The organism is Variovorax sp. UC74_104 (genome assembly GCF_044055375.1).
Lineage (GTDB): Bacteria > Pseudomonadota > Gammaproteobacteria > Burkholderiales > Burkholderiaceae_C > Variovorax.
The window spans coordinates 5,301,237-5,322,129 of the sequence record NZ_CP171978.1; the positions used below are offsets into that span (position 1 = coordinate 5,301,237).

The 20,893-nt window shown below is 68.4% G+C and carries 18 protein-coding genes; 7 read left to right on the forward strand and 11 right to left on the reverse strand.

The annotated features are described in order from the left end of the window. The first annotated feature begins 370 nt into the window (after window positions 1-370). Window positions 371-1,393: a LysR family transcriptional regulator gene (locus tag ACHMXA_RS24900; protein ID WP_395316694.1), complete on the forward strand. Its 1,023-nt coding sequence runs from the start codon at window positions 371-373 to the stop codon at window positions 1,391-1,393. Here ACHMXA_RS24900 and ACHMXA_RS24905 read toward each other — a convergent pair. The 4 genes from ACHMXA_RS24905 to ACHMXA_RS24920 form a co-directional block, all read right to left on the reverse strand. After that, entirely contained in the window at window positions 1,311-2,174 is an 864-nt protein-coding gene (locus ACHMXA_RS24905) for an ABC transporter permease subunit (protein ID WP_395316695.1), read from the reverse strand. The genes ACHMXA_RS24900 and ACHMXA_RS24905 overlap by 83 nt on opposite strands. 25 nt (window positions 2,175-2,199) lie before the next feature. Further along, entirely contained in the window at window positions 2,200-2,988 is a 789-nt protein-coding gene (locus tag ACHMXA_RS24910; RefSeq protein ID WP_395316697.1) for a taurine ABC transporter ATP-binding protein, read from the reverse strand. A 16-nt stretch (window positions 2,989-3,004) separates the two neighbouring features. After that, window positions 3,005-4,018: a taurine ABC transporter substrate-binding protein gene (gene tauA, locus ACHMXA_RS24915; protein ID WP_395316699.1), complete on the reverse strand. Its 1,014-nt coding sequence runs from the start codon at window positions 4,016-4,018 to the stop codon at window positions 3,005-3,007. Window positions 4,019-4,912: 894 nt separating this feature from the next. Next, on the reverse strand, window positions 4,913-6,451 hold the full coding sequence (locus ACHMXA_RS24920) for a PLP-dependent aminotransferase family protein (RefSeq protein ID WP_395316701.1): 1,539 nt from the start codon (window positions 6,449-6,451) through the stop codon (window positions 4,913-4,915). Between the two features lie 148 nt (window positions 6,452-6,599). Here ACHMXA_RS24920 and ACHMXA_RS24925 point away from each other — a divergent pair, with 148 nt between their 5' ends. The 3 genes from ACHMXA_RS24925 to ACHMXA_RS24935 all read left to right on the forward strand — a co-directional run bounded on the left by ACHMXA_RS24925 (window position 6,600) and on the right by ACHMXA_RS24935 (window position 9,063). Next, window positions 6,600-7,016, forward strand: a complete 417-nt coding sequence (locus ACHMXA_RS24925; protein ID WP_395316702.1) for a nuclear transport factor 2 family protein — start codon at window positions 6,600-6,602, stop codon at window positions 7,014-7,016. A gap of 46 nt (window positions 7,017-7,062) precedes the next feature. Next, a complete protein-coding gene (locus ACHMXA_RS24930; RefSeq protein WP_395321367.1) occupies window positions 7,063-8,529 on the forward strand; it encodes an FAD-dependent oxidoreductase in 1,467 nt (488 codons plus the stop codon). Between the two features lie 72 nt (window positions 8,530-8,601). Beyond that, complete coding sequence (locus tag ACHMXA_RS24935; RefSeq protein WP_395316703.1) at window positions 8,602-9,063, forward strand: GNAT family N-acetyltransferase; 462 nt, start codon at window positions 8,602-8,604, stop codon at window positions 9,061-9,063. A gap of 13 nt (window positions 9,064-9,076) precedes the next feature. Here the strand turns inward: ACHMXA_RS24935 and ACHMXA_RS24940 are convergent, their stop codons facing one another. Continuing rightward, complete coding sequence (locus ACHMXA_RS24940) at window positions 9,077-9,457, reverse strand: phosphopantetheine adenylyltransferase (protein ID WP_395316704.1); 381 nt, start codon at window positions 9,455-9,457, stop codon at window positions 9,077-9,079. Window positions 9,458-9,537: 80 nt separating this feature from the next. Continuing rightward, window positions 9,538-9,843, reverse strand: a complete 306-nt coding sequence (locus tag ACHMXA_RS24945; protein WP_395321369.1) for a hypothetical protein — start codon at window positions 9,841-9,843, stop codon at window positions 9,538-9,540. A gap of 237 nt (window positions 9,844-10,080) precedes the next feature. Between ACHMXA_RS24945 and ACHMXA_RS24950 the strand changes: the two genes are divergently transcribed. Then, window positions 10,081-11,988 (forward strand): GspE/PulE family protein, encoded by a 1,908-nt coding sequence (locus ACHMXA_RS24950; protein ID WP_395316705.1) that lies wholly within the window; start codon window positions 10,081-10,083, stop codon window positions 11,986-11,988. Window positions 11,989-12,012: 24 nt separating this feature from the next. Here the strand turns inward: ACHMXA_RS24950 and ACHMXA_RS24955 are convergent, their stop codons facing one another. Continuing rightward, a complete protein-coding gene (locus ACHMXA_RS24955) occupies window positions 12,013-13,650 on the reverse strand; it encodes a phospholipase D family protein (RefSeq protein WP_395316706.1) in 1,638 nt (545 codons plus the stop codon). A gap of 96 nt (window positions 13,651-13,746) precedes the next feature. Then, window positions 13,747-14,904, reverse strand: a complete 1,158-nt coding sequence (locus ACHMXA_RS24960; protein ID WP_395316707.1) for a DJ-1/PfpI family protein — start codon at window positions 14,902-14,904, stop codon at window positions 13,747-13,749. 42 nt (window positions 14,905-14,946) lie between these two features. On the opposite strand from ACHMXA_RS24960, the gene ACHMXA_RS24965 reads away from it, so the two are divergent. Both ACHMXA_RS24965 and ACHMXA_RS24970 read left to right on the forward strand, forming a co-directional pair. After that, complete coding sequence (locus tag ACHMXA_RS24965; RefSeq protein WP_395316709.1) at window positions 14,947-15,969, forward strand: GlxA family transcriptional regulator; 1,023 nt, start codon at window positions 14,947-14,949, stop codon at window positions 15,967-15,969. Window positions 15,970-16,183: 214 nt separating this feature from the next. Continuing rightward, entirely contained in the window at window positions 16,184-17,920 is a 1,737-nt protein-coding gene (locus ACHMXA_RS24970; RefSeq protein ID WP_395316710.1) for a YadA family autotransporter adhesin, read from the forward strand. Window positions 17,921-17,956: 36 nt separating this feature from the next. Here the strand turns inward: ACHMXA_RS24970 and ACHMXA_RS24975 are convergent, their stop codons facing one another. The 3 genes from ACHMXA_RS24975 to ACHMXA_RS24985 form a co-directional block, all read right to left on the reverse strand. Next, window positions 17,957-18,259 carry an I78 family peptidase inhibitor gene (locus ACHMXA_RS24975; protein ID WP_395316711.1) on the reverse strand — a complete coding sequence of 101 codons (303 nt, stop codon included), beginning with the start codon at window positions 18,257-18,259 and terminating at the stop codon, window positions 17,957-17,959. Between the two features lie 132 nt (window positions 18,260-18,391). Beyond that, entirely contained in the window at window positions 18,392-18,937 is a 546-nt protein-coding gene (locus ACHMXA_RS24980; RefSeq protein WP_395316712.1) for a GrpB family protein, read from the reverse strand. A 186-nt stretch (window positions 18,938-19,123) separates the two neighbouring features. After that, complete coding sequence (locus ACHMXA_RS24985) at window positions 19,124-20,818, reverse strand: WD40/YVTN/BNR-like repeat-containing protein (RefSeq protein WP_395316714.1); 1,695 nt, start codon at window positions 20,816-20,818, stop codon at window positions 19,124-19,126. Between the last annotated feature and the right edge of the window lie 75 nt (window positions 20,819-20,893).

The following is a 20,893-nucleotide window of genomic DNA, read 5'->3' on the forward strand; positions in this document are numbered from 1 at the left end:
GAACGAAGAGACACGCGCGGACGCGCGAGAAGTGGATGCAGCCATCAATGGCCTCCAAGAGGTGCGGTTTGCGGAAACCGCCGCTCTCGAGACCAATCGAGGGCGGCAGCTCGACGAGTTGGTCTACCGGGCACCTCTTGCGAGAACCGGCCGGGCTTGCGCCCGCCCGTCGAGCCGCCAAAAACTGGGAGCACGAATGGCAAAGCCGCAGACCCGGCGAGGGTGACTACGGCTTGCTTTGCAGAGGTGACTCGGGAGACCAATCCCGACCACGCCTTTTTCCGGCGTGACCCGCGCAGTATAGCCACGGCCTCCGGTATGCCCCTACACCCGACGGCCTCATCCCGGAAGCTGGAACAATCCGGCCACCATGGACGGCCTCGACCTCATCAAAACATTTCGCGAAGTCGCCTTTCGCCGCAGCTTCTCCCGCGCGGCGATCTCGCTGGGCATGTCGAAAGCCACTGTCAGCCGCTACGTGGCCGAACTCGAAACCCGCAGCGGCGTGCGGCTGCTCAACCGATCCACCCGCTCCTTGAGCCTCACCGATGCCGGCCAGGTGCTGCTCGACCGCAGCACCGAGTTGGTGACGATGGCCGAGAACACGCTCAACGACCTGCAGGCGCATGGCGCCCATCCGCAAGGGCGCCTGCGCATGAGCGCGCCGCACGGGCTGATCGCGGGCTGGCTCTCGGACGTGATCGCGGGCTTCATCAAGCTCTACCCCGACGTGTACGTAAGCCTGGTGTTCACCAACGACGACCTCGACCTGATCGAGGAAGGCATCGACATCCACCTGACCGGCGGGCGCATCGACGACATGAACCTGATCGTGCGCCGCCTCGTGCAGTTCGACATGGTGGTGTGCGCAGCGCCTTCCTACTGGGCGCAGCGCGGCATGCCGCAGGTGCCCGAAGACCTGGGCCGCCACGACGTGCTGAGCTTCTCTGCCAAGCAGACCACCAACCTGCCCTTCGAGACCAACGGCCAGGCTCATGAAGTGCCCGTGCACAGCCGCATGGAGGCCAACGATGCCGTCGCGCTGATCGAACTTGCGCTGCGCGGCGTGGGCGTGGCCTACGTGCCGGAGCCGCTGGCACAGTCGCACCTGGAACGCGGGGCGCTGGTGCCGGTGCTGCGCGAGCACATGCCGCGCGAACACTGGCTGTACGCGGCCTACTCGCAGCGACGCCACAACAGCGCCGCGATGCGCGCGATGCTCGACTACCTCCAGCAGTCGATGGACGCGCTCACCGAAGGCCCTGCCCTGCCGCCGCCGGTGCCCGTGACGGTGGCACCGCCGCCACCCGTTACATGCGCCCTTTCCAAGGCACAAGCCGGCGCTCGAGCCACCGCATCAGCAGGTCGAAAAGATACGCCACCACGCCAATGACGATGATGCCCATGATCACGATGTCGGTGCGCAGGAAGTTCGACGCGTTCAGCACCATCTGACCCAGCCCCATGTTGGCCGCCACCATCTCGGCGGCCACCAGCGTGGTCCAGCCGAAGCCGATGGCGATGCGCATGCCCACCAGGATGTCGGGCAGCGCCGAGGGCAGGATCACGTGGCGTATCACCTGCATGTAGCTCGCGCCCATCGAGTAAGCCGCGTTGATCTGCTCCTGCGACGCACTGCGCATGCCCGAGCGCGCGGCCAGCGCCAGCGGCGCGAAGCAGCTCAGGAAGATCAGCAGCACCTTCGGCAGTTCGTCGATGCCGAACCAGATGATGATGAGCGGCAGGTACGCCAGCGGCGGCAGCGGCCGGTAGAACTCCAGCGGCGGATCGAAGATGCCGCGCCAGAAGCGGCTCATGCCCATCGCGATGCCCACCGGAATGGCCGTGACGCAGGCCAGCAGGAAGGCCGAGAACACGCGGAACATGCTCGCCAGGAAGTGCTGCCACAGCGGCTTGTCGTTGGCCTGGCCGGTGAGGTATTCGTAGAACTGCTGGAACACCGCCTGCGGCGTCGGCAGGAAGAGCGGCTTCACCCAGCCCATGTTCGTGACGAGGAACCACAGGGCCACCAGCGCCACCACCGTGACCACGCTGATGGTCACGCTGGAGCCTTCGCCCGGCACCTTGAAGGAGCTGGTCTTGAGCTTGGTGCCCGCTGCCGGCGGTGTTGCAGGCGTCGGCGATGCGGCGGGCTTGGAAGATGTTGGCGTCATGGCGACGGGGGATGCGATCGACACCTCAGGCATGAGCGGCCTCGCGATGATGAATGATCGACAAGACCTCCTCGCGCATGCGGATGAAATCAGGCTCCGACTTCACCTTGCGCGAATCGCCGTGCGACAGGTATTGGCGCGAGAACGGCACGTCGTCATAGACGTGCGAGATGCGCCCCGGGCTCGGGCTCATCACGATCAGCCGGGTGGCAAGGAAAAGCGCCTCCTCCACCGAGTGGGTGATGAAGAAAACCATCTTGTTCGACTTGGACCAGGCCTGCAGAAGAATCTCCTGCACCTGCTCGCGCGTGAACGCATCGAGCGCACCCATGGGCTCGTCCATCAGCAGCACGGCCGGGTCGCTTGCCAGTGCGCGCGCAATGCCCACGCGCTGCTGCATGCCGCCCGAGAGCTCGTACACCGCACGGTCGGCGTACTTCTGCAGGCCGACGAGGTTCAGCTTCTCTTCGGCGATGCGGTCGCGCTCGGCCTTGCCCATGCCGGCGAGCCGAAGGCCCAGCGCCACGTTGTCGCGCACGTTGAGCCATGGCATCAGTGCGTGCTTCTGGAACACCACGCCGCGGTCGGCACCTGGGCCGGCCACCGGCTTGCCGTCGAGCAGGATCTCGCCGGTCGATGGCGGCAGGAAGCCCGCGATGCTGTTGAGCAGCGTGGTCTTGCCGCAGCCCGAGGCGCCGAGCGCGACGACGAAATCGCCGTCGTGCATCGTGAGGTTCACCGGCGCCAGCGCTTGGAGCGTGCCGCCCTTGACTGCGTAGTTGACCGTCAGGTCGCGAATGTCGAGCGTGGGCATGTGGTACCGCCCCGGTTCACTTGCCCATGGCCTTCTCGACGTACGCCGTCGTCACGTAGGCGCTGTAGTCGGGCTTCACCTCCTGCACCCGCCCCTGCTCCTTCAGGAAGGCGGCCGTGTTCGCCATCGCCTTGGCCGCGCCTCCGCCCAGCCACGTGGGCGAAACCTGCTCGGTCATGGTCGGGAACGAATAGAGCGCCATGGCCGGGCCCACGTCCTTCGGGTCGGCTTTCGTCCACTTGGCCATCGCTTTGGTCTGCGGCGAATCGGGCGTCCAGCTCTTGCCTGTGGCCTTGTACTCCTCGTTCGCGCGGTTGAGCGCCTTCACGAACGCGACCATGAAGGCCTCGTTGGCCGCTGCCCACTTGGCATTGACCACGATGCCCTCGAAGGTCGGCGCACCGCGCGCGCCGATGCTGCCCGAGGTGGCGATGGTCTTGCCGGTGGACTTGATCTTGGAGAGCACCGGGTCCCAGATGAAAGTGGCGTCGATGTCGCCACGCTCCCACGCCGCCGCGATCTCCGGCGGGCGCATGTTCATCACGTTCACGCTCTTGGCATCGACCCCGTCCATCTTCATGCCAGCCATCAGCTGGTAGTGCGCGGTCGACACGAAGGGCGTGGCCACCTTCTTGCCCGCCAGGTCCTTCATGCTGTTGATGCCCGACGCATTGCGGGCGATCAGCGCCTCGGCGTTCGCGATGTCGGCGGAGATCCAGAACAGCTTGATGTCCTGCCCCTGGCTCGCCGCGGCCGTCAGCGGGCTGGAGCCGGTTTCACCCATCTGCACGTCGCCTGAAGCCATCGCACGGATCACGTCGCCGCCGCCTGCGAACATGCGCCAGTTGATCTTGTAGCCGGTGGCTTTCTCGACCTCGCCGGATTCCATGACCAGGCGCAGGGGGACCAGCATGTCCTGGTGGGCGAAGGTGACTTCCTTGGCCTGCTGGGCGGAGGCTGTGCCGCAAAGGGCCGCCAGGGTGGTGGCCAGCAGGGCGAACTGGAGGGGGACACGGCGGGACATCGTCATCGGGTTCTCCGGTGGGTGAATCTCGCTGGGACTTTGCACCTATCGGTTGCGGCCAGGAAGTACCAGCACGGGGGTGGGGATGGAGCCAGTCGGTGAGTGAATACCCTTGTTGTGGTGCGTTCTGCACGGGGGAGGTGCACTTTGGAAGTTGGCTTTGTCTAGTGAGACGCTGCTGGGTGGTTGCTTCCCGAGGCCGGGTCTCGGCCCGGCGGCCGACCTACTTTTCTTTGCTTCGCCAAAGAAACGTAGGCAAAAGAAAGGCGACCCTACCGTCTGCGTCCCTTCGCTTCGCTACGGGCAACCTGCGGTGCTCGACGTAGGAGGGGGTCCGCAGAACTCGCTCCACTGCGTTGCGCTCGAACAGCTGCGGCCCTTATCCCTCCTACGTCTGCGCTCCTCGGCGCAGCCAGAAGGGAGCGACCCGCGCCATCGCTTCGCTCGGCTTTTGGAACTGCCTGGACTGGCCTTCGCTTTGCTCGGCCACGAATGGGGGTCACGAACTCAATCGCATGCCCTCGTCCTTCGCAGCGCCCCCACACGGCACGCGGGCCCAACGACCTCACCGCCCCAACATCCCACCGTCCCATTCCAAGCACGGCGGGCGCGAAGCGCCTGCCGTGCCTTGGTGGCCGAGCGAAGCAAAGGCCCGCTCGTTCCCCCTCCCCTCTGGCTGCGCCGAGGAGCGCAGCGTTTCGCGGACAAGGGCTCGCAGCTGTTTGAGCGAAGCGAGTTCTGCGAGACCCCGCGAAACGCGAGCACCGCAGGTTGCCCGTAGCGAAGCGGAGGGTCGCAGACAGTGGGGTCGCCTTTCTTTTGCCTACGTTTCTTTGGCGAAGCAAAGAAAAGTAGGTCGCCTGCCGGGGCGAGTCCCGGCCTCGGGGAAGCAACCCAACCTCAGTGAGTAAACCCGCCAAGAGATCGAACTTCACCACGAGCCAAAGCCAACTCCCCCACAGCCAAAGCCAACGCCCGAATCCCCGCCGGAATCTGCCCAGCAGCAATAGAAGACAACCTCAACCGAAAAAACGGACATGGATAAGGAGCCCGAGCAAAGAACACATCCCCAGCCTCGATCAAAACCCCATGGCTGCGAGCCATCAAAGCCAGCTCAGTAGCATCCACCCAAGTAGGCGCCTGCACCCATATCGAAGCCCCTCCGGAAGGCAGCCGAAACTCGAAATCCGGCAAGTGCTCCCGCAGCGCCTGCGCCGCAATGGCCAGCCGCTCCTGCATCGCGTGATTGACGCGCCGCGCATGCGACTCGTGGTGCCCCAGCGAAAGAAACAGCGCATAGGCATGCTGAAGAAAGGCACTCGGATGCCGCACCATCGCATGCCGGATCACCCTCAGCTCCTTGATGAGCGCACGAGGCGCAACGATGAACCCCAGCCGCAGCGCAGGCGAAAGGCTCTTCGACACCGACCCCACGTAAATCACCCGCCCCGTCTTGTCCAGACTCTTGAGCGCAGGCATGGGCGTGCCTTCATACAGGTTCTCCGCCTCGTAGTCGTCCTCGATGATCACGAAGTCCTGCAGCTCGGCCTTGCGCAGCAGCCACTGCCGCCGCTCCAGGCTCAGCGTCGCGGTCGTCGGGCTCTGGTGGGAAGGCGTGACGAACAGGTAGTCGGCAGCGGGCAACGCATCGACCACCAGCCCGTCTTCATCCACATCCACCTCCACCCACTTCGGCTGCCGCAACGAAAAGCTGTTGCGCGCATGCGGATGCCCCGGCTCTTCCAGGCCCACGCGGGTCTGTTCGTCGAAGAGGGCCTCGGCCAGCAGGTAGTAGGCGTGCTGCGCGCCCATGGTCACGAGGATCTCCTCCTTGAGCGCGAACACGCCGCGCTTGGGCAGCAGGCGCGTGCGGATCTGCTCGATGAGGTCAGGCACGTCGTCGGTCTCGAAGTCGGGCGTCCAGTGCGGCAGTTGCGAGCGAGCGAGGCTGCGCGCGCAGCATTCGCGGAAGTCCTCGGTGGGAAACAGCTGCGGGTCGTAGTTGCCGTAGACGAAGGGGTACGGATAGTCGCGCCACTGGTCGGGCTTCGACAGCGTGGGCTTGTCGACCAGCGAGCGCAGCACGCGGCCCGACCAGTCCGGCGGCTGGCTGGCCTGGCCGCTGCGTCCCACCAGCGGTTCGGCGGGCACCGCAGTCAGAGGGCGGGCGCCATGCGCGACGAACACGCCGCTGCGCGGGCGCGCCTCCAGGAAGCCTTCGTCGATGAGCTGCAGATAGGCCGAAGTGACGGTGTTGCGGCTGAGCCCCAGCAGGGCGGCGAGTTCGCGCGACGAGGGCAGCGGCGCGCCGGGCGCGAGGTGTTCTTCGAGGATGGCCTGCACCACGCTGGCGCGCAGACGGGCCTGAAGGGGCAGCGCCGGTTGATCGGGCAGCGCGAACAGCTGCGCCCACTGGATGGCTCGCGGATTCGGGGGCATGGTGCGCCGCAGTTTAGGGCAGCGCGTGCAATGCGTGGCGCATCCGTGGCGCTCTGGCTCGGTCGAATCCCCGCAACTGGCCCTATCCCGCAGACGACCCGCTGCCTACCCTTGCCGCATCGAACTCCCGAGCCTCAGGGCCAAAGACATGCCTTCCACGCCTTCTCCTTCGACCGCCTCCGCAGTGACCACCGACACCCTCGCCTCCTTCAGCGATGCCTGGAACCGCCACGACATCGACGCGCTGATGAGCTTCATGACGCCCGACTGCATCTTCCAGACCGCAGCCGGCCCCGAGGCCTGCGGCACGCGCCACGTCGGCACTGAAGCGGTGCGCAAGGCCTTCGCCGCCGCATGGGCCACGGTGCCCGATGCGCAATGGATCAACGGCGTGCACTTCGTGCATGGCGACTTCGGCACCTCGCAGTGGACCTTCACCGGCACCGCCGCCGACGGCAGCCGCATCGAGACCGACGGCATCGACGTCTTCACCTTCAGGGACGGAAAGATCCACCTGAAGAACGTGTTCCGCAAGGCACGGCCGAACCTGCCCGCCGCGAAGTGACGCGCCGGTCTCCTTTCCCCCTCTTCGATTGGAGCCCTTCATGACCATGACAGGCACCGCAAGGCTGGACATCGACGGCGCAGCGCTCCAGCAGCCACACCAACAGCAGCCCAAGGCGCCGCCGCGCCCCTACGACCCGCAATATGACCCGCTGCTCGCCCCCGACCCCGGCTCGGGCCGCGCCTACGCACCCACCTGGTGGGTGGCCAGCGCCGGCACGCCGCCGGAGGACGACGGCCCGGTCATGCACGACATCGACGTGGACGTGGCCGTCATCGGCTCGGGCGCCACGGGCATGTCGACTGCGCTCTACCTCGCGCAGGAGCACGGCATACAGGCCACGGTGCTGGAGGCCAACCAGGCGGCCTGGGGCTGCTCGAGCCGCAGCGGCGGCCAGGGGCAGAACGCGAGCGGCCGGCTCAAGCGCTCGCAGTGGATCGAGCGCTGGGGCCTCGATACGGCGAAGAAGCTCGACGCCGAGATCCGCGGCGGCTTCGAGAACTTCCGCCACCTCACCACGCAGATCGACTGCGATGCCTGCGACGGCGGCCATCTCTACCTCGCGCACCGGGCGGAGAAGCTGCCCGCCCTCGATGCCGAAGCGCGGTTGATGCGCGAGAAGTTCGGCTACGCCACCCGCATGATGAGCGCGGAGGAAGTGCGCAGCGACTACTGCGACGAGCGCGAGACGGTCGGTGCGATGTACGAGGCCGAGGGCATCGGCATCCATCCGCTGAAGTTCACCTTCGGCCTCATGCGGCGCGCGCGCGCACTGGGCGTGAAGGTGCACACATCGAGCCCGGTGCAAGGCTGGGAGACCATCGACGGCGTGCACCACCTGCGCACGCCCGGCGGCGTGGTGCGCGCACGCCGCGTGGCGGTGTGCACCGGCGGCTACACCGGGCAGGCGCTCAGCCCGGCGCTGAAGAACCGGATCATGCCGATCCTCTCGAACTCGGTGGTCACCCGGCCGCTGACCGATGCCGAGCTGCAGGTCACCAACTTCCGTTCGAAGACATTCATGACCGACACGCGCACGCTGCGCTTCTACTACCGGCTGCTCGAAGGCAACCGGCTGCAGATCGGCAGCAGAAGCGCCGTGAGCGGTGCCGATGCCGAGGGCGCGGTGCACCTGAAGCTGCTCACCGACGCCATCGCGCGCAAGTTCCCGCCGCTGGCGGGTATCCGCATCGACTACTCGTGGTGGGGCTGGGTCGACATGAGCCACGACATGATGCCGCGCATCACGCAGCCCGATGCCGGCAAGAGCATCTGGTACGCGGTGGGCTACGGCGGCAACGGCGTGTCGTTCTCGACCTGGGCTGGCAAGCGGCTGGCGGAGCGCGTGGTGGGCAAGGACGCGGGCCGGGAGGTGTTCGAGCTGCCCATCTACCACTCGCAGCTGCCGTTTCCCAACGTGCTGGGCGTGGTGGAGTCACGCGCCTTCGCGCCCTTCCGGCGCATGGGCCAACGCATGCTCTACAAGTGGTATTGGCTGCGCGACGAGAAATAGAAGGCCGGGAAAGCTGAGGAAGGACTGCGTCCGCTCGTGTTGCAATCGCAGGTTTCAACGCGACTCGACGACATGACCTCTTCCCTGCTGATCCGCCCGCCCGTGGTCGCCGACTACCCGGCATGGAAACCGCTCTGGGACGGCTACAACGCCTTCTACGGCCGCGAAGGCCCGACCGCCCTCGCCGACGAGATCACGCAGGCGACCTGGCAGCGCTTCTTCGACGCCTACGAGCCCGTGCATGCGCTGATCGCCGAGCGCGACGGGCAACTGGTCGGCCTCACCCACTACCTCTTTCACCGCAGCACCACCCGGCTGGAGCCGACCTGCTACCTGCAGGACCTGTTCACCCTTCCTTCCGAGCGCGGCAGGGGCGTCGGCCGCCAGCTGATCCACGGCGTTTATGAACGCGTGAAGCTCGCGGGCGGCCATCGCGTGTACTGGCAGACGCACGTGACCAACACGGCGGGCCGCACGCTCTACGACAAAGTCGCGACGCACGACGGATTCATCGTCTACGGCACGCTGGTCTGAGCGCTGCTGCCGTTCAGGCACGGGCCTGTGCGTACAGGAAAACGCCGCCCGCAAGAACCAGCAGCGCCAGCGCCGCCACGTCGACCGCGAAGACCCTGGCCAGCTGCGCGTTGTACCCGCCCACCATTGCTGCGAGCAGCAGGAATGACGCAACGCTCGCAAGCCCGGCGAGCAGGGCGATGGCCTGGTGCGATGGCCTGAACGCGGCTTGGCAGAGAAACAGCCCGAGCAACCCGAACAGCACCGCGCGGTGCCGCAGGAGGATCTCGAGGTTCGGCTCCGCGACGCCGATGCCGTACTGGCCATGCAGCCGTGCCGCGCCCAGCACGCCGGCCAGCGGAAGGATGTGGATGATGCCGACGAGAAAGAGAGCGACGGGAACGATGTAGCGCATCTCCCGTTTCTATGCGGCGGCACGTCATCACGCCATGACCTGCGAGGTCATGGCGCCGCCGACGCGGTCTTCGGTATTTCTCAGTACTTGATCGTCACCCCGGCCTTCACGCCGTTGTTGGCCTTTCCATCCGATTGCACGCCGCCCGAGAACGACACGTTGCCGCCGGTGCTCGCGCCCAGCGAATAGGTGGGCCGGGGGGTGGAGGTGTCGGTGCCGATGTAGGTGCCGCTGCCGTCGGGGCGCTGCACGCCGACGGTGGCGCCGTTGACGGTGGCCGATGTCTCGGTGGGATTGACGTTGGGGGCGACGTAGACGGAGCCCTTCTCGTCGCTGTCTACGGGCAGCTTGATGGGCTCTGCGCTCGCCGCGAAGCCGAGCAGCATGCCCACCAGAGCACTTGTGGCAAGTACGTATCGGTGCATCCCGTCGATGTTTGACGAGGCGGCGGCTGCTGCGCGTAGGACGGAAGGAAATCCGGCGCGCGGACCGTGCCGCCGGTTGCCGTCACGAGTTAACTCGTTGTTAACTTGAGTACTTGCGTACTCAAGCTCGAACCTGTGGCAATGGACACGATCACGCTCTACGATCCATGCACGAAATCGAGCAGGAGAACCTCCCCAATGTCCATCAACGAAGTCGTCATGCCGGAGCAATTGCTGAACGCGCTGGAGGCCCAGAGCCGCACGCCCATCGCGCGTATCGGCGAGGCGCTCATCTCGCTGGGCATGGTCACGCAGGAGCAGCTTCGCGCGGGGCTGGACCGGCAGAAGCTGGACCCGATGGTGCCGCTGGGCGAGACGCTGGTGCGCATGGGCGTGGTGAGCCGGGGCCAGCTGCAGACGGCGCTGGTGCGCAAGATGGGCTATCCGCTGGTCAACCTGCATCTCTTTCCACCGGCGGCCGAGGCGCTGCGCAAGCTGCCGCATGCCGTGGCGCGACGCCTGCAGATCATGCCGCTGATGCTGCACGAGGGGCGGCTGATCGTCGCAATCGACGATCCGACCAGCCGGCATTCGGCGCTCGACGAGGTGGAGTTCGTCTCGCAGCTGAAGGTCACGCCGGTGGTGGGCCAGTGCCTGGACCTCGACGGCGTGCTGAACGCGGCGTACGAGAAGATCGGCGAACACACCGGCTCGGCGCCCAACCCCTTCGCGGCCAGCCTCGACCCCAGCCAGCCGCTGGACTTCGATGTGGCCGGCACGAGCGAGCTGCTGCAGACGCTGGAAAAGGAAGTCTCCGCCCCGCCTACGGTGAGCGAGGCGCCCATCGAGCAGTCGGACAACTCGCTGGTGCGCATGATCAACAGCATGATCATCGAGGCGCACCGCGAGGGCGTCTCCGACATCCACATCGAGAGCTATCCGGGCCAGGAGAAGACCCGCATCCGCTTCCGGCGCGACGGGCTGCTGCACACCTACCTGGAGCTGCCGCCGAGCTACCGCAACGCGATCGTCGCGCGCGTGAAGATCATGTGCGACCTCGACATCAGCGAGAAGCGCAATCCGCAGGACGGCAAGATCAACTTCGCGAAGTACTCGCCGCAGCACCGCATCGAGCTGCGCGTGGCAACCATTCCCACCAACAACGGCCTGGAAGACGTGGTAATGCGCATCCTGGCCTCGGCCAAGCCCATCCCGATGGACCGGCTGGGCCTCTCGCCCGACAACCTCGCGCAGCTGACGAAGGCGGTCGAGCGCCCCTACGGCATGGTGCTGTGCGTGGGCCCCACGGGCTCGGGCAAGACGACCACGCTGCATTCGGCGCTGATGCACATCAACACGCCCGAGCGCAAGATCTGGACCGCCGAAGATCCGGTGGAAATCACGCAGGCCGGACTGCGGCAGGTGCAGATCAACCCGCGCATCGACTGGACCTTCGCCAAGGCGCTGCGCGCCTTCGTGCGCGCCGACCCGGACGTGATCATGGTCGGCGAGATCCGCGACGAGGAAACCGCCAAGACCGCCATCGAGGCCTCGCTGACGGGCCACCTGGTGCTCTCGACCCTGCACACCAACAGCGCGCCCGAGACCGTCACGCGCCTGCTGGACATGGGCATGGACCCGTTCAACTTCGCCGACTCGCTGCTGGCAGTGCTCGCGCAGCGGCTGGTGCGGCGCCTGTGCACGCAGTGCACCACCGGCACGCCCGCGAGCCCCGAGGCCATCGAAGAGCTGCTGGACGACTACATGCACGCCTTCGGCCCCGAGCAGCAGCGCGACGCGGCGCAGCGCCAGGCGGTGCTGGCCGGCTGGGTGCAACGACATGGCCGTGACGGGCGGCTGCACACCTACACCAGCAAGGGCTGCAAGCACTGCGGCGAGACGGGCTACAAGGGCCGCGTGGGCATCCACGAGTTGATGAGCATGTCGAAGTCGCTGCGGCGCCTGGTGCAGACCGGTGCGCGCGCGGAAGAACTGCAGCAGGCCGCGCTGCAGGAAGGCATGCGCACCCTGCGCCAGGACGGCATCGAGAAGGTGCTGGCCGGGCAGACCAGCATCGAGGAAGTGCGCGCGACCAGCAACGTGTGAACGGCTGCCGGCGCGGCGCCGGCGCTACAGCTGGCTCTGCGGAATGAAGGGCGCGATCAGCCGCAGCTTGAAGCGCTGCCACGCGGTGGTCTCGGGCGGCACGTCATAGGCCGTCTGCCGGCCGTTCTCGTCTTCCTCGACCCACTCGATGTTGCGGCCGCTGGCATCGAGCCGCAGGCGGTAGGCGCTGCCGGCATCGGCAAAACCATCGAGCTGCTTCGCCATCTGCGGGCTTTCGATGATGAGCCCGAGCTCGGTGTTGAGGTGGGCCGAGCGCGGGTCGAGGTTCATCGAACCCAGGAACACCTCCTTGTGGTCGACTACGCCGTTCTTCATGTGCAGGGCGCCCGTGCGGTGGCCGAAGATGCCGAGCTTGCCGCGCTTCACGCTCAGCGTGGGGCTCAGCTCGTAGATGGCCACGCCCGCCTTCAGCAGCTCGTGGATGTGCGGCCAGTAGCCCACGTACACCCAGGGCTCGTCGGTGGAGGCCAGCGAGTTGGTGACCAGTTCGACCTTGACGCCCGCGGCCTGCGCCTGCGCAAGGCCGGCCACGGCGGCGTCCGAAGGCACGAAGTACGGCGACACCATCTTGATGCTCGATCGCGAGGTGCGGAACCACTGGATCACGCCCTCGGTCACCGTGCCCTTGATGGAGTTCTCGCGCTCGTTGAGGCCCGCGGTCTTGGTGAGCGGGTCGAACAGCACCCGCGCACGCGCCCACAGCAGCGGGCTGAGCCGGTCTTCGGCCAGCTCGAAGGGCAGGTTGAGCATGGGCACCATCTCCTGCGGCAGCAGCGACGGCTCGCCTTCGACGGGGTTGGCGATCTTGCCGTCCGGCGGGATGCGCGGCGCCTGCGGCGGTCTGGCCGCGGCCGTGAGCCTGTCGAAGTTCTGCCGCAGCTGTTCGGGCGTGAGCGCGCTGCTGGCGATACGGCCCACGGGGTAGACGACGGTGCTGTTCCAGTAGTGGTCGAACTCGTCGGAGAGCTGCCGCACCACCGGGCCGGCCGCGAACACGTCCATGTCGACGAAGTTGCTGCCGGAGGCATTCATCACGTACTCGTCGGCCATGTTGCGCCCGCCCGCCACGGCAGCGACGTTGTCGGCCACGAAGAGCTTGTTGTGCATGCGCCGGTTGATGCGGCCGAACTCCAGCCCAGAGCTGATGAAGCGCGTCAGGTCGCTGCCGCGCCCTCCGGGAAACGGATTGAACAGGCGCACCTGCACGTTCGGATAGCTGGCGAGCGCGAGCAGCAGGTCGTCTTCGCCGGTGGTGTAGAGGTCGTCGACCAGAAGCCGCACGCGCACGCCGCGCTGCGCCGCGTCGCGCAGCTCGCGCATCAGGGCGCGGCCGGTGTTGTCGGCAGCGAGCAGGTAGTACTGCACGTCGAGGCTGCGGGTGGCGAGCTTCGCGAGTTCGATGCGGGTGGCGAAGGACGTGGGGCCGTAGGGCAGGAGCTGGAAGCCCGAGCGGCCGTCCGCCTGCTCGTTCGCGGGCAGGACCTTGCGCGTGATCGCGTCGAGCGGGGTGTCCCTGTAGTCGGCGATGGCTGCGACGGGCCGGTCCGACACTGGTAGCGGCAGGGTCGAGCACGCGCTCATGAGCATCGAGAACACGAGCGCCAGTGCGGCAACGGGCGCACGCCCGCATGCGGTCATCATTTCTTCTACTCCCGGCTTGTCGGTGGGGGCTTCGGCCCATCCCCCAGGGGGAGGAACGAACGATCCGGCCGAGAGTATGACGCGGCTCGCCGCGCGTCAGCCCGTGCAGGCGGCGGCGCCTTGCTGCGCCGGGTACTCCATTTCCAGCATCACCCAGTCGCGCCGGGCGCCGCCGTGGCGGCCGGCGATCTCGCACAGCGTGCGGTCGAGCTGCGGCACCGGCTTGAGCGTGGCCGACAGGGGCAGCCGGGGCGCGTCGTCACCGGCGGCGGGCCGGGCCAGCAGCACCAGTCCGCTGCGCAGCCTGACCGGGCCTGAGGCCGATACGGCCTCGACACGCACGCGCCCCGTGCGCTCCCACGCATCCGTGGCGAGCGCGAGCGAGACATCGTCCATGCCGTCGCGCACCTCGACGCTCCAGCGCTCGCCGCGCCAGAATGCGGCCTTGTTGAGCAGGTAGGCGAAGCGCTTGCCGGCATCGAGGCCGAAGGGCGTGCTGTCGTGCACCGGACTCCACGAGGCCACGCCGAGTTCGGCCGCCAGCGCGGAGGCCTTCTCCCGCCCGCCGATGGCCTCCACCAGCGCCAGCATCGCGGGCACCGACGCGGTGATGCCGGTGGTGGTGGCCACGCCGCGATCCACCACGTAGCGCCGGTGCGGCACGTGCGTCGAGCCCGCATGGCGCTTCAGCAGCGTGCCGCGGTCGTACCAGTGGCCCGCGAAGCGCCGGCCGTCGAGCAGGCCGGCCTGCCCCACCACCAACGCGCCGGAACACACGCCGATCACGCGGGCGCCCTGCTGCGACTGCCGCCGCAGCCAGGCGGTGATCTCGGACGCATCGTCCTTCATCATCGCGGGGACGACCACGTAGTCGGCACCCGAGGGATGCGCGCGGTCGAAGCCGGCGAAGTCCTGCGCGCCGTCCACCTGCAGCGCGGGGAACAGGTCGACGCGGCCGGCGCGCGGTGCCACGATGCGCACCTCGGCGATGTCGGCGCGGCCGAGCACCGCGTAAGGCAGCAGAAGGTCGGTCATCTCGGTGCCGTCGTTGGACGCGAGCACGGCAATCACCGGCCGGCTGCCGCCCGGGCTGCGAGGCTCCATCGCATCGACGAAGGCCTGCTGGTCGCGCTGCAGCGCGGCCGCATCGTCGAGCGGCGGTGGCGGCAGCGGCGCGCCGGCGGAGCAGCCCGCCAGAACGAGCACCGCCATGCCGGCGACAGCCAGCGCGCGTGAAAATGACCCGGTGAACATCGACGTTTCTCCATGACTGCAGGCGATGCCCCGAGAGTAAGAATGCCCACCCCGCCCCACAAGGACGAAGAAGCCGCGGTTCCTGCCAGCCACGGCGCCGGCGGCGTGGTGGTGCTGGTCGCGTTCGATGGCGTCGAGGCCATCGACATCGCCGGCCCGGCCAGCGTCTTCAGCAAGGCCGAGCAGATGCGCCCCGGCACCTACCGGCTGCACATCGCGTCGCCGGCCGGCGGCAGCGTGCTCACCAATGGCGGCCTGAGCTTCGCGGGCACGCTGGCGCTGCGGCAGTTGCCAGCCGAGATCGACACGCTGATCGTGGCCGGCGGCGACGAGCCTTCGGTGCGCTCGGCCATCTTCGAGCACAAGGTGAGCGAGTGGATCGCCGAGGTCGCGCCGCGCGTGCGCCGCGTGGGCAGCGTGTGCACCGGCGCCTTCGCACTGGCCGCCGCCGGCCTGCTCGACGGCCGCGAGGCCACCACCCACTGGAGCGCCTGCGACATGCTGCAGCAGCTGCGCCCGCAGGTGCGCGTGCAGCGCGAGCGCATCTACGTGCAGGACGGCCCCATGTGGACTTCGGCCGGAGTCACCACCGGCATCGAGCTCGCGCTGGCGCTGGTGGAGGACGACCTGGGCCATGCGGTGTCGATGGACATCGCGCTCACCCTGGCGCTGCCTATGCTGCGCGGCGGCGAGCAACCGCAGCTGAGCCAGGCGCTCGAGGCGCAGGCCACGGCCAGCCACCGGCTGCGCGAGCTGGTTGCGTGGATAGGAACGCATCCGCAGGAAAACCTCTCAGTCGAGGCGATGGCCGCGCGCGCGGGGATGAGCCCGCGCAACTTCGCGCGCGCCTTCGCGGCCCAGACCGGCTGCACGCCGGCGCGCTTCGTCGAGCAGACCCGCGTGGCCGCCGCCGCGCAGCTGCTGCGGCAGACCAGCTGGACGCAGGAGAAGATCGCGGGCCGCAGCGGCTTCCGCTCGGTGGATGCGCTGCAGCGCGCTTTCGCGCGGCAGCATGGGATGACGCCGCAGGGCTATCGCGACGAGAACGCCCGCGTGAGCCGCTGAGCCGTCGAATCGCGGCGGCAGCCGTGGCAGCCGCCCTTCGGCACGGCGGCGCGGCCCTTCGCATTCCCACTGAACAGCAGCCCGGCGGGCGAAGGCTCATGAACGGCCCGAAAGGGCCGGATTTACCAGTTCTCGGGGATGGCGGCACTGGAAACAAAAACACACACTCGTGCGGTTTTTTGTCTTGTCTGCCGTTTCAGCGAAGGAGGAACTCATGACCATTCGGCCCCACCCCGTACTCAGATGCCTGCAGGCCGCCGCATTGCTCGCCGTGGGAAGCGCTCACGCAGCGGGCTACGTGGCCGGCGACGCGGGCAACCCGGGGCCCAGCCAGCCGGGCTGGACGAGTTCCAGCGGCGGTGCCGCCGCTACGGTCCAGGGAGACGGCGCCACCGCGATCGGCGCGGGCGGCGATGGCAACAACGGAGCCGCCGGTGCACTCGGCGGCACGGGTGGCGCCGGCGCAAGTGCCACCGCGAACGGCGCGACGGCCATCGGCGGCGGCGGCACCGCCGGCCCGGGCTACGCAGGCGGCACGGGCGGCGCCGGCGGCAGCGGCGCGCAGGCTTCGGCCAGCGGTGCCATCGCGGTCGGCGCGGGAGGCCAGGGCCCCTATGGCTGCTGCGGCTACCCCGGCCACGCCGGCGGCAGCGGCGCGCAGGCATCGGGCACCTCGGCGATCGCCATCGGCAGTGCCTTGGACACCAGCCGAGGTGCGGTGGCATCGGGCAATGGCAGCACGGCGATCGGCGGCGCCTACAACGGCTCTGCCGGCGCGTCTGCGCTGGCCACCAGCGGCGTAGCCATCGGCTCGGGCAGCCAGGTCGCGGCCGGCGCGACCAACAGCATCGCCATCGGCGCCAACTCGGTCGCCACCGTGGCCAATACGGTTTCCTTCGGCTCGGCAGGCCAGACGCGCACCCTCGTCAACGTGAGCGCGGGCGCGGTGAACGCCACGAGCACCGACGCCGTCAACGGCAGCCAGCTCTACACGGTGCAGCAGACCTCCAACACGGCCCTGGGCCTCGCGCAGAACTCGGCGCAGTACGGCGCGGGCGGCACCGCGCTGCAGCTCAATGCCAACGGCGGCGCGGGCACCACCATCAACAACGTGGCGGCCGGCCAGGCGAGTACCGACGCTGCCAACGTCGGCCAGGTGCAGCAGGCGCAGCAGACGGCCATCACCACCGCGAACAACTTCACCGTGCAGCAGGTCAGTGCACTGCAGTCGCTGATGAACCAGGCCCTGTCCAGCGGCGTTTGCGCCGTGAGCGCGAGCGGCTCGGTGGCCTGCGGCCCGGGCGCGGGGGCCAGCGGCGCGGGCAGCACCTCGATGGGCACCAACGCGCAGGCCTCCGGAGAGAACACCGTGGCCATCGGCAATGGCGCGCAGGCCAACCACGCGGGCTCGGTGGCCATCGGCGCGGGCGCGAGGGCGCTGGCCGATCCCACCACCGCGGTGGGCAACAACGCCGTGGCCACTGGCAACAACGCAGTCGCGCTGGGCGCCAACACGCTGGCCAGCGGCAACAACGCGGTGGCGCTGGGCCAGGGCTCGGTGGCCGATCGGGACAACACCGTGTCGGTCGGCAACGCCGCCACCAACCAGTTGCGCGGCATCACGAACGTCGCGCCCGGCCTGCTGGCCACCGACGCCGTCAACCTCGGGCAGCTGCAGCAGGCGGTGGCCAACGCGACGAGCCAGGCGAACGCCTTCGCCGCGCAGGGCGTGGCGGCCGCGCTGGCCATGCCGTCGATGCCGACGCTGGCTGCAGGGAAGAAATGGATGGGCGCCGCCGTTGGCAACTACGCGGGCGCGTCGGGGCTGGGCGTCGCCTTCGGCTACCAGGTCAACGACAACCTGAACCTGGGCGTGGGGGTTTCGACCGCGACCAGCAGCGGAAGCGGCAGCCGGGTGGCAGCCCGGGTGCAGGCGGGGTACGCGTGGTGAGAGCAGGACACCGCCAAGCGCCGCCCTGAGCCCTGCCTATCCGCAGTAGGCGCGAACGATCTTGCCCGTCTTCGGGTCCGTCTCGATCGTCACGCGCTCGCGCCGGTAGTCCATCGTCACGGGCTGTCCGGGCTGGACCTGGCGGACGGTCGATGCGCCGGTCAGCTGCCGAGCTTCGGCGTCGCCGACGCCGTTCTTGCCGGTCAGGGCGGTTGCCGCGTCTGGCCGGCACGCCCCGGCCGGGGCTTCATCCTTCACCTGCGGTGTCCCGCAGGCGGTCATCGAGAGGACAGTCAGCGTCAGGGCTGCGAGCGGAATCGGTTTCGAGTCGAGCTTCAAGGCAGGTCCTTTCCTGGAAATACGAAGAGCCTCCGGCATTGCACCCTGCTGCGGTCCACCGGTCAACCCGGCGAGCAGCGGCACGCGACGGTGCCTGCGACGGTTCCGTCGCTTCGGCGTAGCGAACGACGCTCAGGTCTTCGAGGCCTTGGGAATCTGCGCCTCGATCTCCCTGATCACGGCCTCTTTCTCGCGGTTGTAGACCTGCGGATCGGCAGGGTCCACGGCATGGGCCCGGTCCTTCGCCTCCTCGTACCTGCGGCGCAGATCGGGCCGCCGCTCGAGGATGTCGATGAATGCGAGCGAATCCTTGTGCACCGGATCGCCGCGATGGCAGATGTGGATGTTGACGTTGAAGCGCCGTCCGCCATGCAGCACGGAGCCGCAGACATACGGCTTCTCGTCCTTGTCCACCCACACCGGCCTGCGATGGAAGCCGGCGCGCTCGAAGGCCTTCTGCTCCTCGCGCAGGTTCTCGCGCGCGGTGATGGCCGTGATGTCGACCATGGGCTTGCCGCGCAGCCCGGCTACCGCCGTGCTGCCGATGTGCACGAGCTCGACGCCTTCGATTCGCCCACGCGCGTACTCCTGTACGAGGGAGAAGACTTCGGCATAGGCGGGGTCGTACGGCACGATGTGCCGGTGGTGGAGCCCTTCGTCGAATGGGTCGATCGTCATCTGGCGACTTTCAGGGTGTGGCGCGCATTCTGCCGCGCCGCTGGCCTGCGCTCCGATGTCAGAGCCGCCCCGCACCCGGATCAGCCCCAAGAGGTGGACGCTGCAGTACACGAGGCAGATCACCGAGCTCCACACCCAGAAAGCCGCGCGACAGCACTCTCGCGCGCGCGGAGCCGCGAAACAGATTCAGCGAACGACGAATGCCACATTGGCCAACACGTAGCCGACGGGCATGAACACGCCGCCTCCCACGTATTGCAGCTCCAGCGAGTCCTGTTGCCCTCCGGAAATCGACCCGGCCGTGCCGAGGGTGGTCGAAGTGCGACGCGTGCCGAGCTGGATGGCCGAGCCCGACTTGGCAGCGGCCACCTTCACGCCGTCGGCGCTGCTCGCGACCGCAGTCCAGGCACCGGCGTCGCTGGTCGCGCGCCAGGTCTGGCCGCTGTCGCTGGACTCGTAGAGGCGGCCACCGCTGGTGGCGGCCACGACGTAGCGGCCGTCGGCGGATGTGGCGATGCCTCGCCAGTCCCGGTTGACGCTGCGCGGTTCCCATGTGGTGCCCGAATCGGTGGAAACCCAGACGGCGCCCGTGTCCACGGTGGCGTACAGGATGCTGCCGTCCGCCGACGCCGCCGTCGCCCACCAGAACTGGCCGCTCGCACGCGGGGTCCAACTCACGCCATAGTCGGTCGAGACATACAGCTGCGCGCCATTGGTGGCCGCCACCAGAACCCGGCCATCGGCCGAAGAGGCCACGGCGCGCCAGGCGCGGTTCGACTCACGCGCCGTCCAGCTGCTGCCGCCGTCCGACGAGGTCCAGATCTGCCCGAGGTAGGCGGTCGCGACCAGGCGCGACCCGTCGGCGGAACTGGCCACCGCGGTCCAGGCTTGGGACGAGCCGTCGTTGCTCCAGTTGTTGCCGCCGTCGGTCGAGCGGTAAAGCGCACCGCCGTTGGTTGCGGCGAGCAGCGCGAGGCCGTCGCTGGAAGAAGCGACACCGCTCCAGACCTGTCCCGTGAGGCGCGGGACCCAGCTCGCACCGGAATCATCCGAGGTGTACAGCTCGCCGGTGGTGGATGTTGCCGCCAGGCGGGTGGCATCGGCGGACGATCCCAGGCCGCTCCAGCTACCGTTGGGCGCCACCGAGCGCCAGTCGAAGTCCGTTCCGCCGGGCAGGCCGCGCGTTTCGATGCGCTGCCCCGCGTTCTGCGCGATGGTCCACCCACCGCTGCCCACCCCCACCACCTTGATCCAGTCGCCCACCGTGGGCGCGGGCGGCAGCGTGAGCGTGACGCCGGTGCTCGAGTTCGCCTGATAGCCGGTGTTCGACTCGGTCTGGACACTCGAGGCGGTGACGCTGACCCAGCGCGTGTCGGCCGGCGCGGCCGCGCACACGTAGGCCGTGGCCGTGACCTCTGCGGCGTCGAGCACGCCGTTGGCGTTCAGGTCCAGCCCGGACTGCACTCGTTGGCCGCCATAGGCGCAGGTGCCGCCCGGTGCTTCGGCAGCGAATGCGAGCAGGCTGTCGCGGCCGTTCGACGCCGCGGCGCCTACAGCGCCCGTCGCGCCCGGCGCACCGCCGCAGACGTAGGTTGAACTGGTCACCTCCGCATCGTCGAGCACGTTGTTGCGGTTCAGGTCCTTGCCGGCCAGCACCTGCGAGCCGCCCTGCGCGCAATGGCTGCCGGCGGGCTCCGCCCGCATGCGCGCAAGCGTGCTGAGGCCATCCGCCACGGCGGTGGCGTTGCAGCTGTACTGGGTGGAGGTGACTTCGCTGTCCGCGAGCACGTGATTGTTGTCGGCGTCCAGGCCGGCCTCGACGCGCGCGCCGCCAAAGGAACAGTTGACGCCGACCGCCTCCGGCTTGACTCGCATCAGCACGGTGGATTCGCCGGATGGGCCGGCGGGCGCAGGCGTGGCGGGCTGCTGCGTGGGGGGAAATGAAGAATGCCGCGT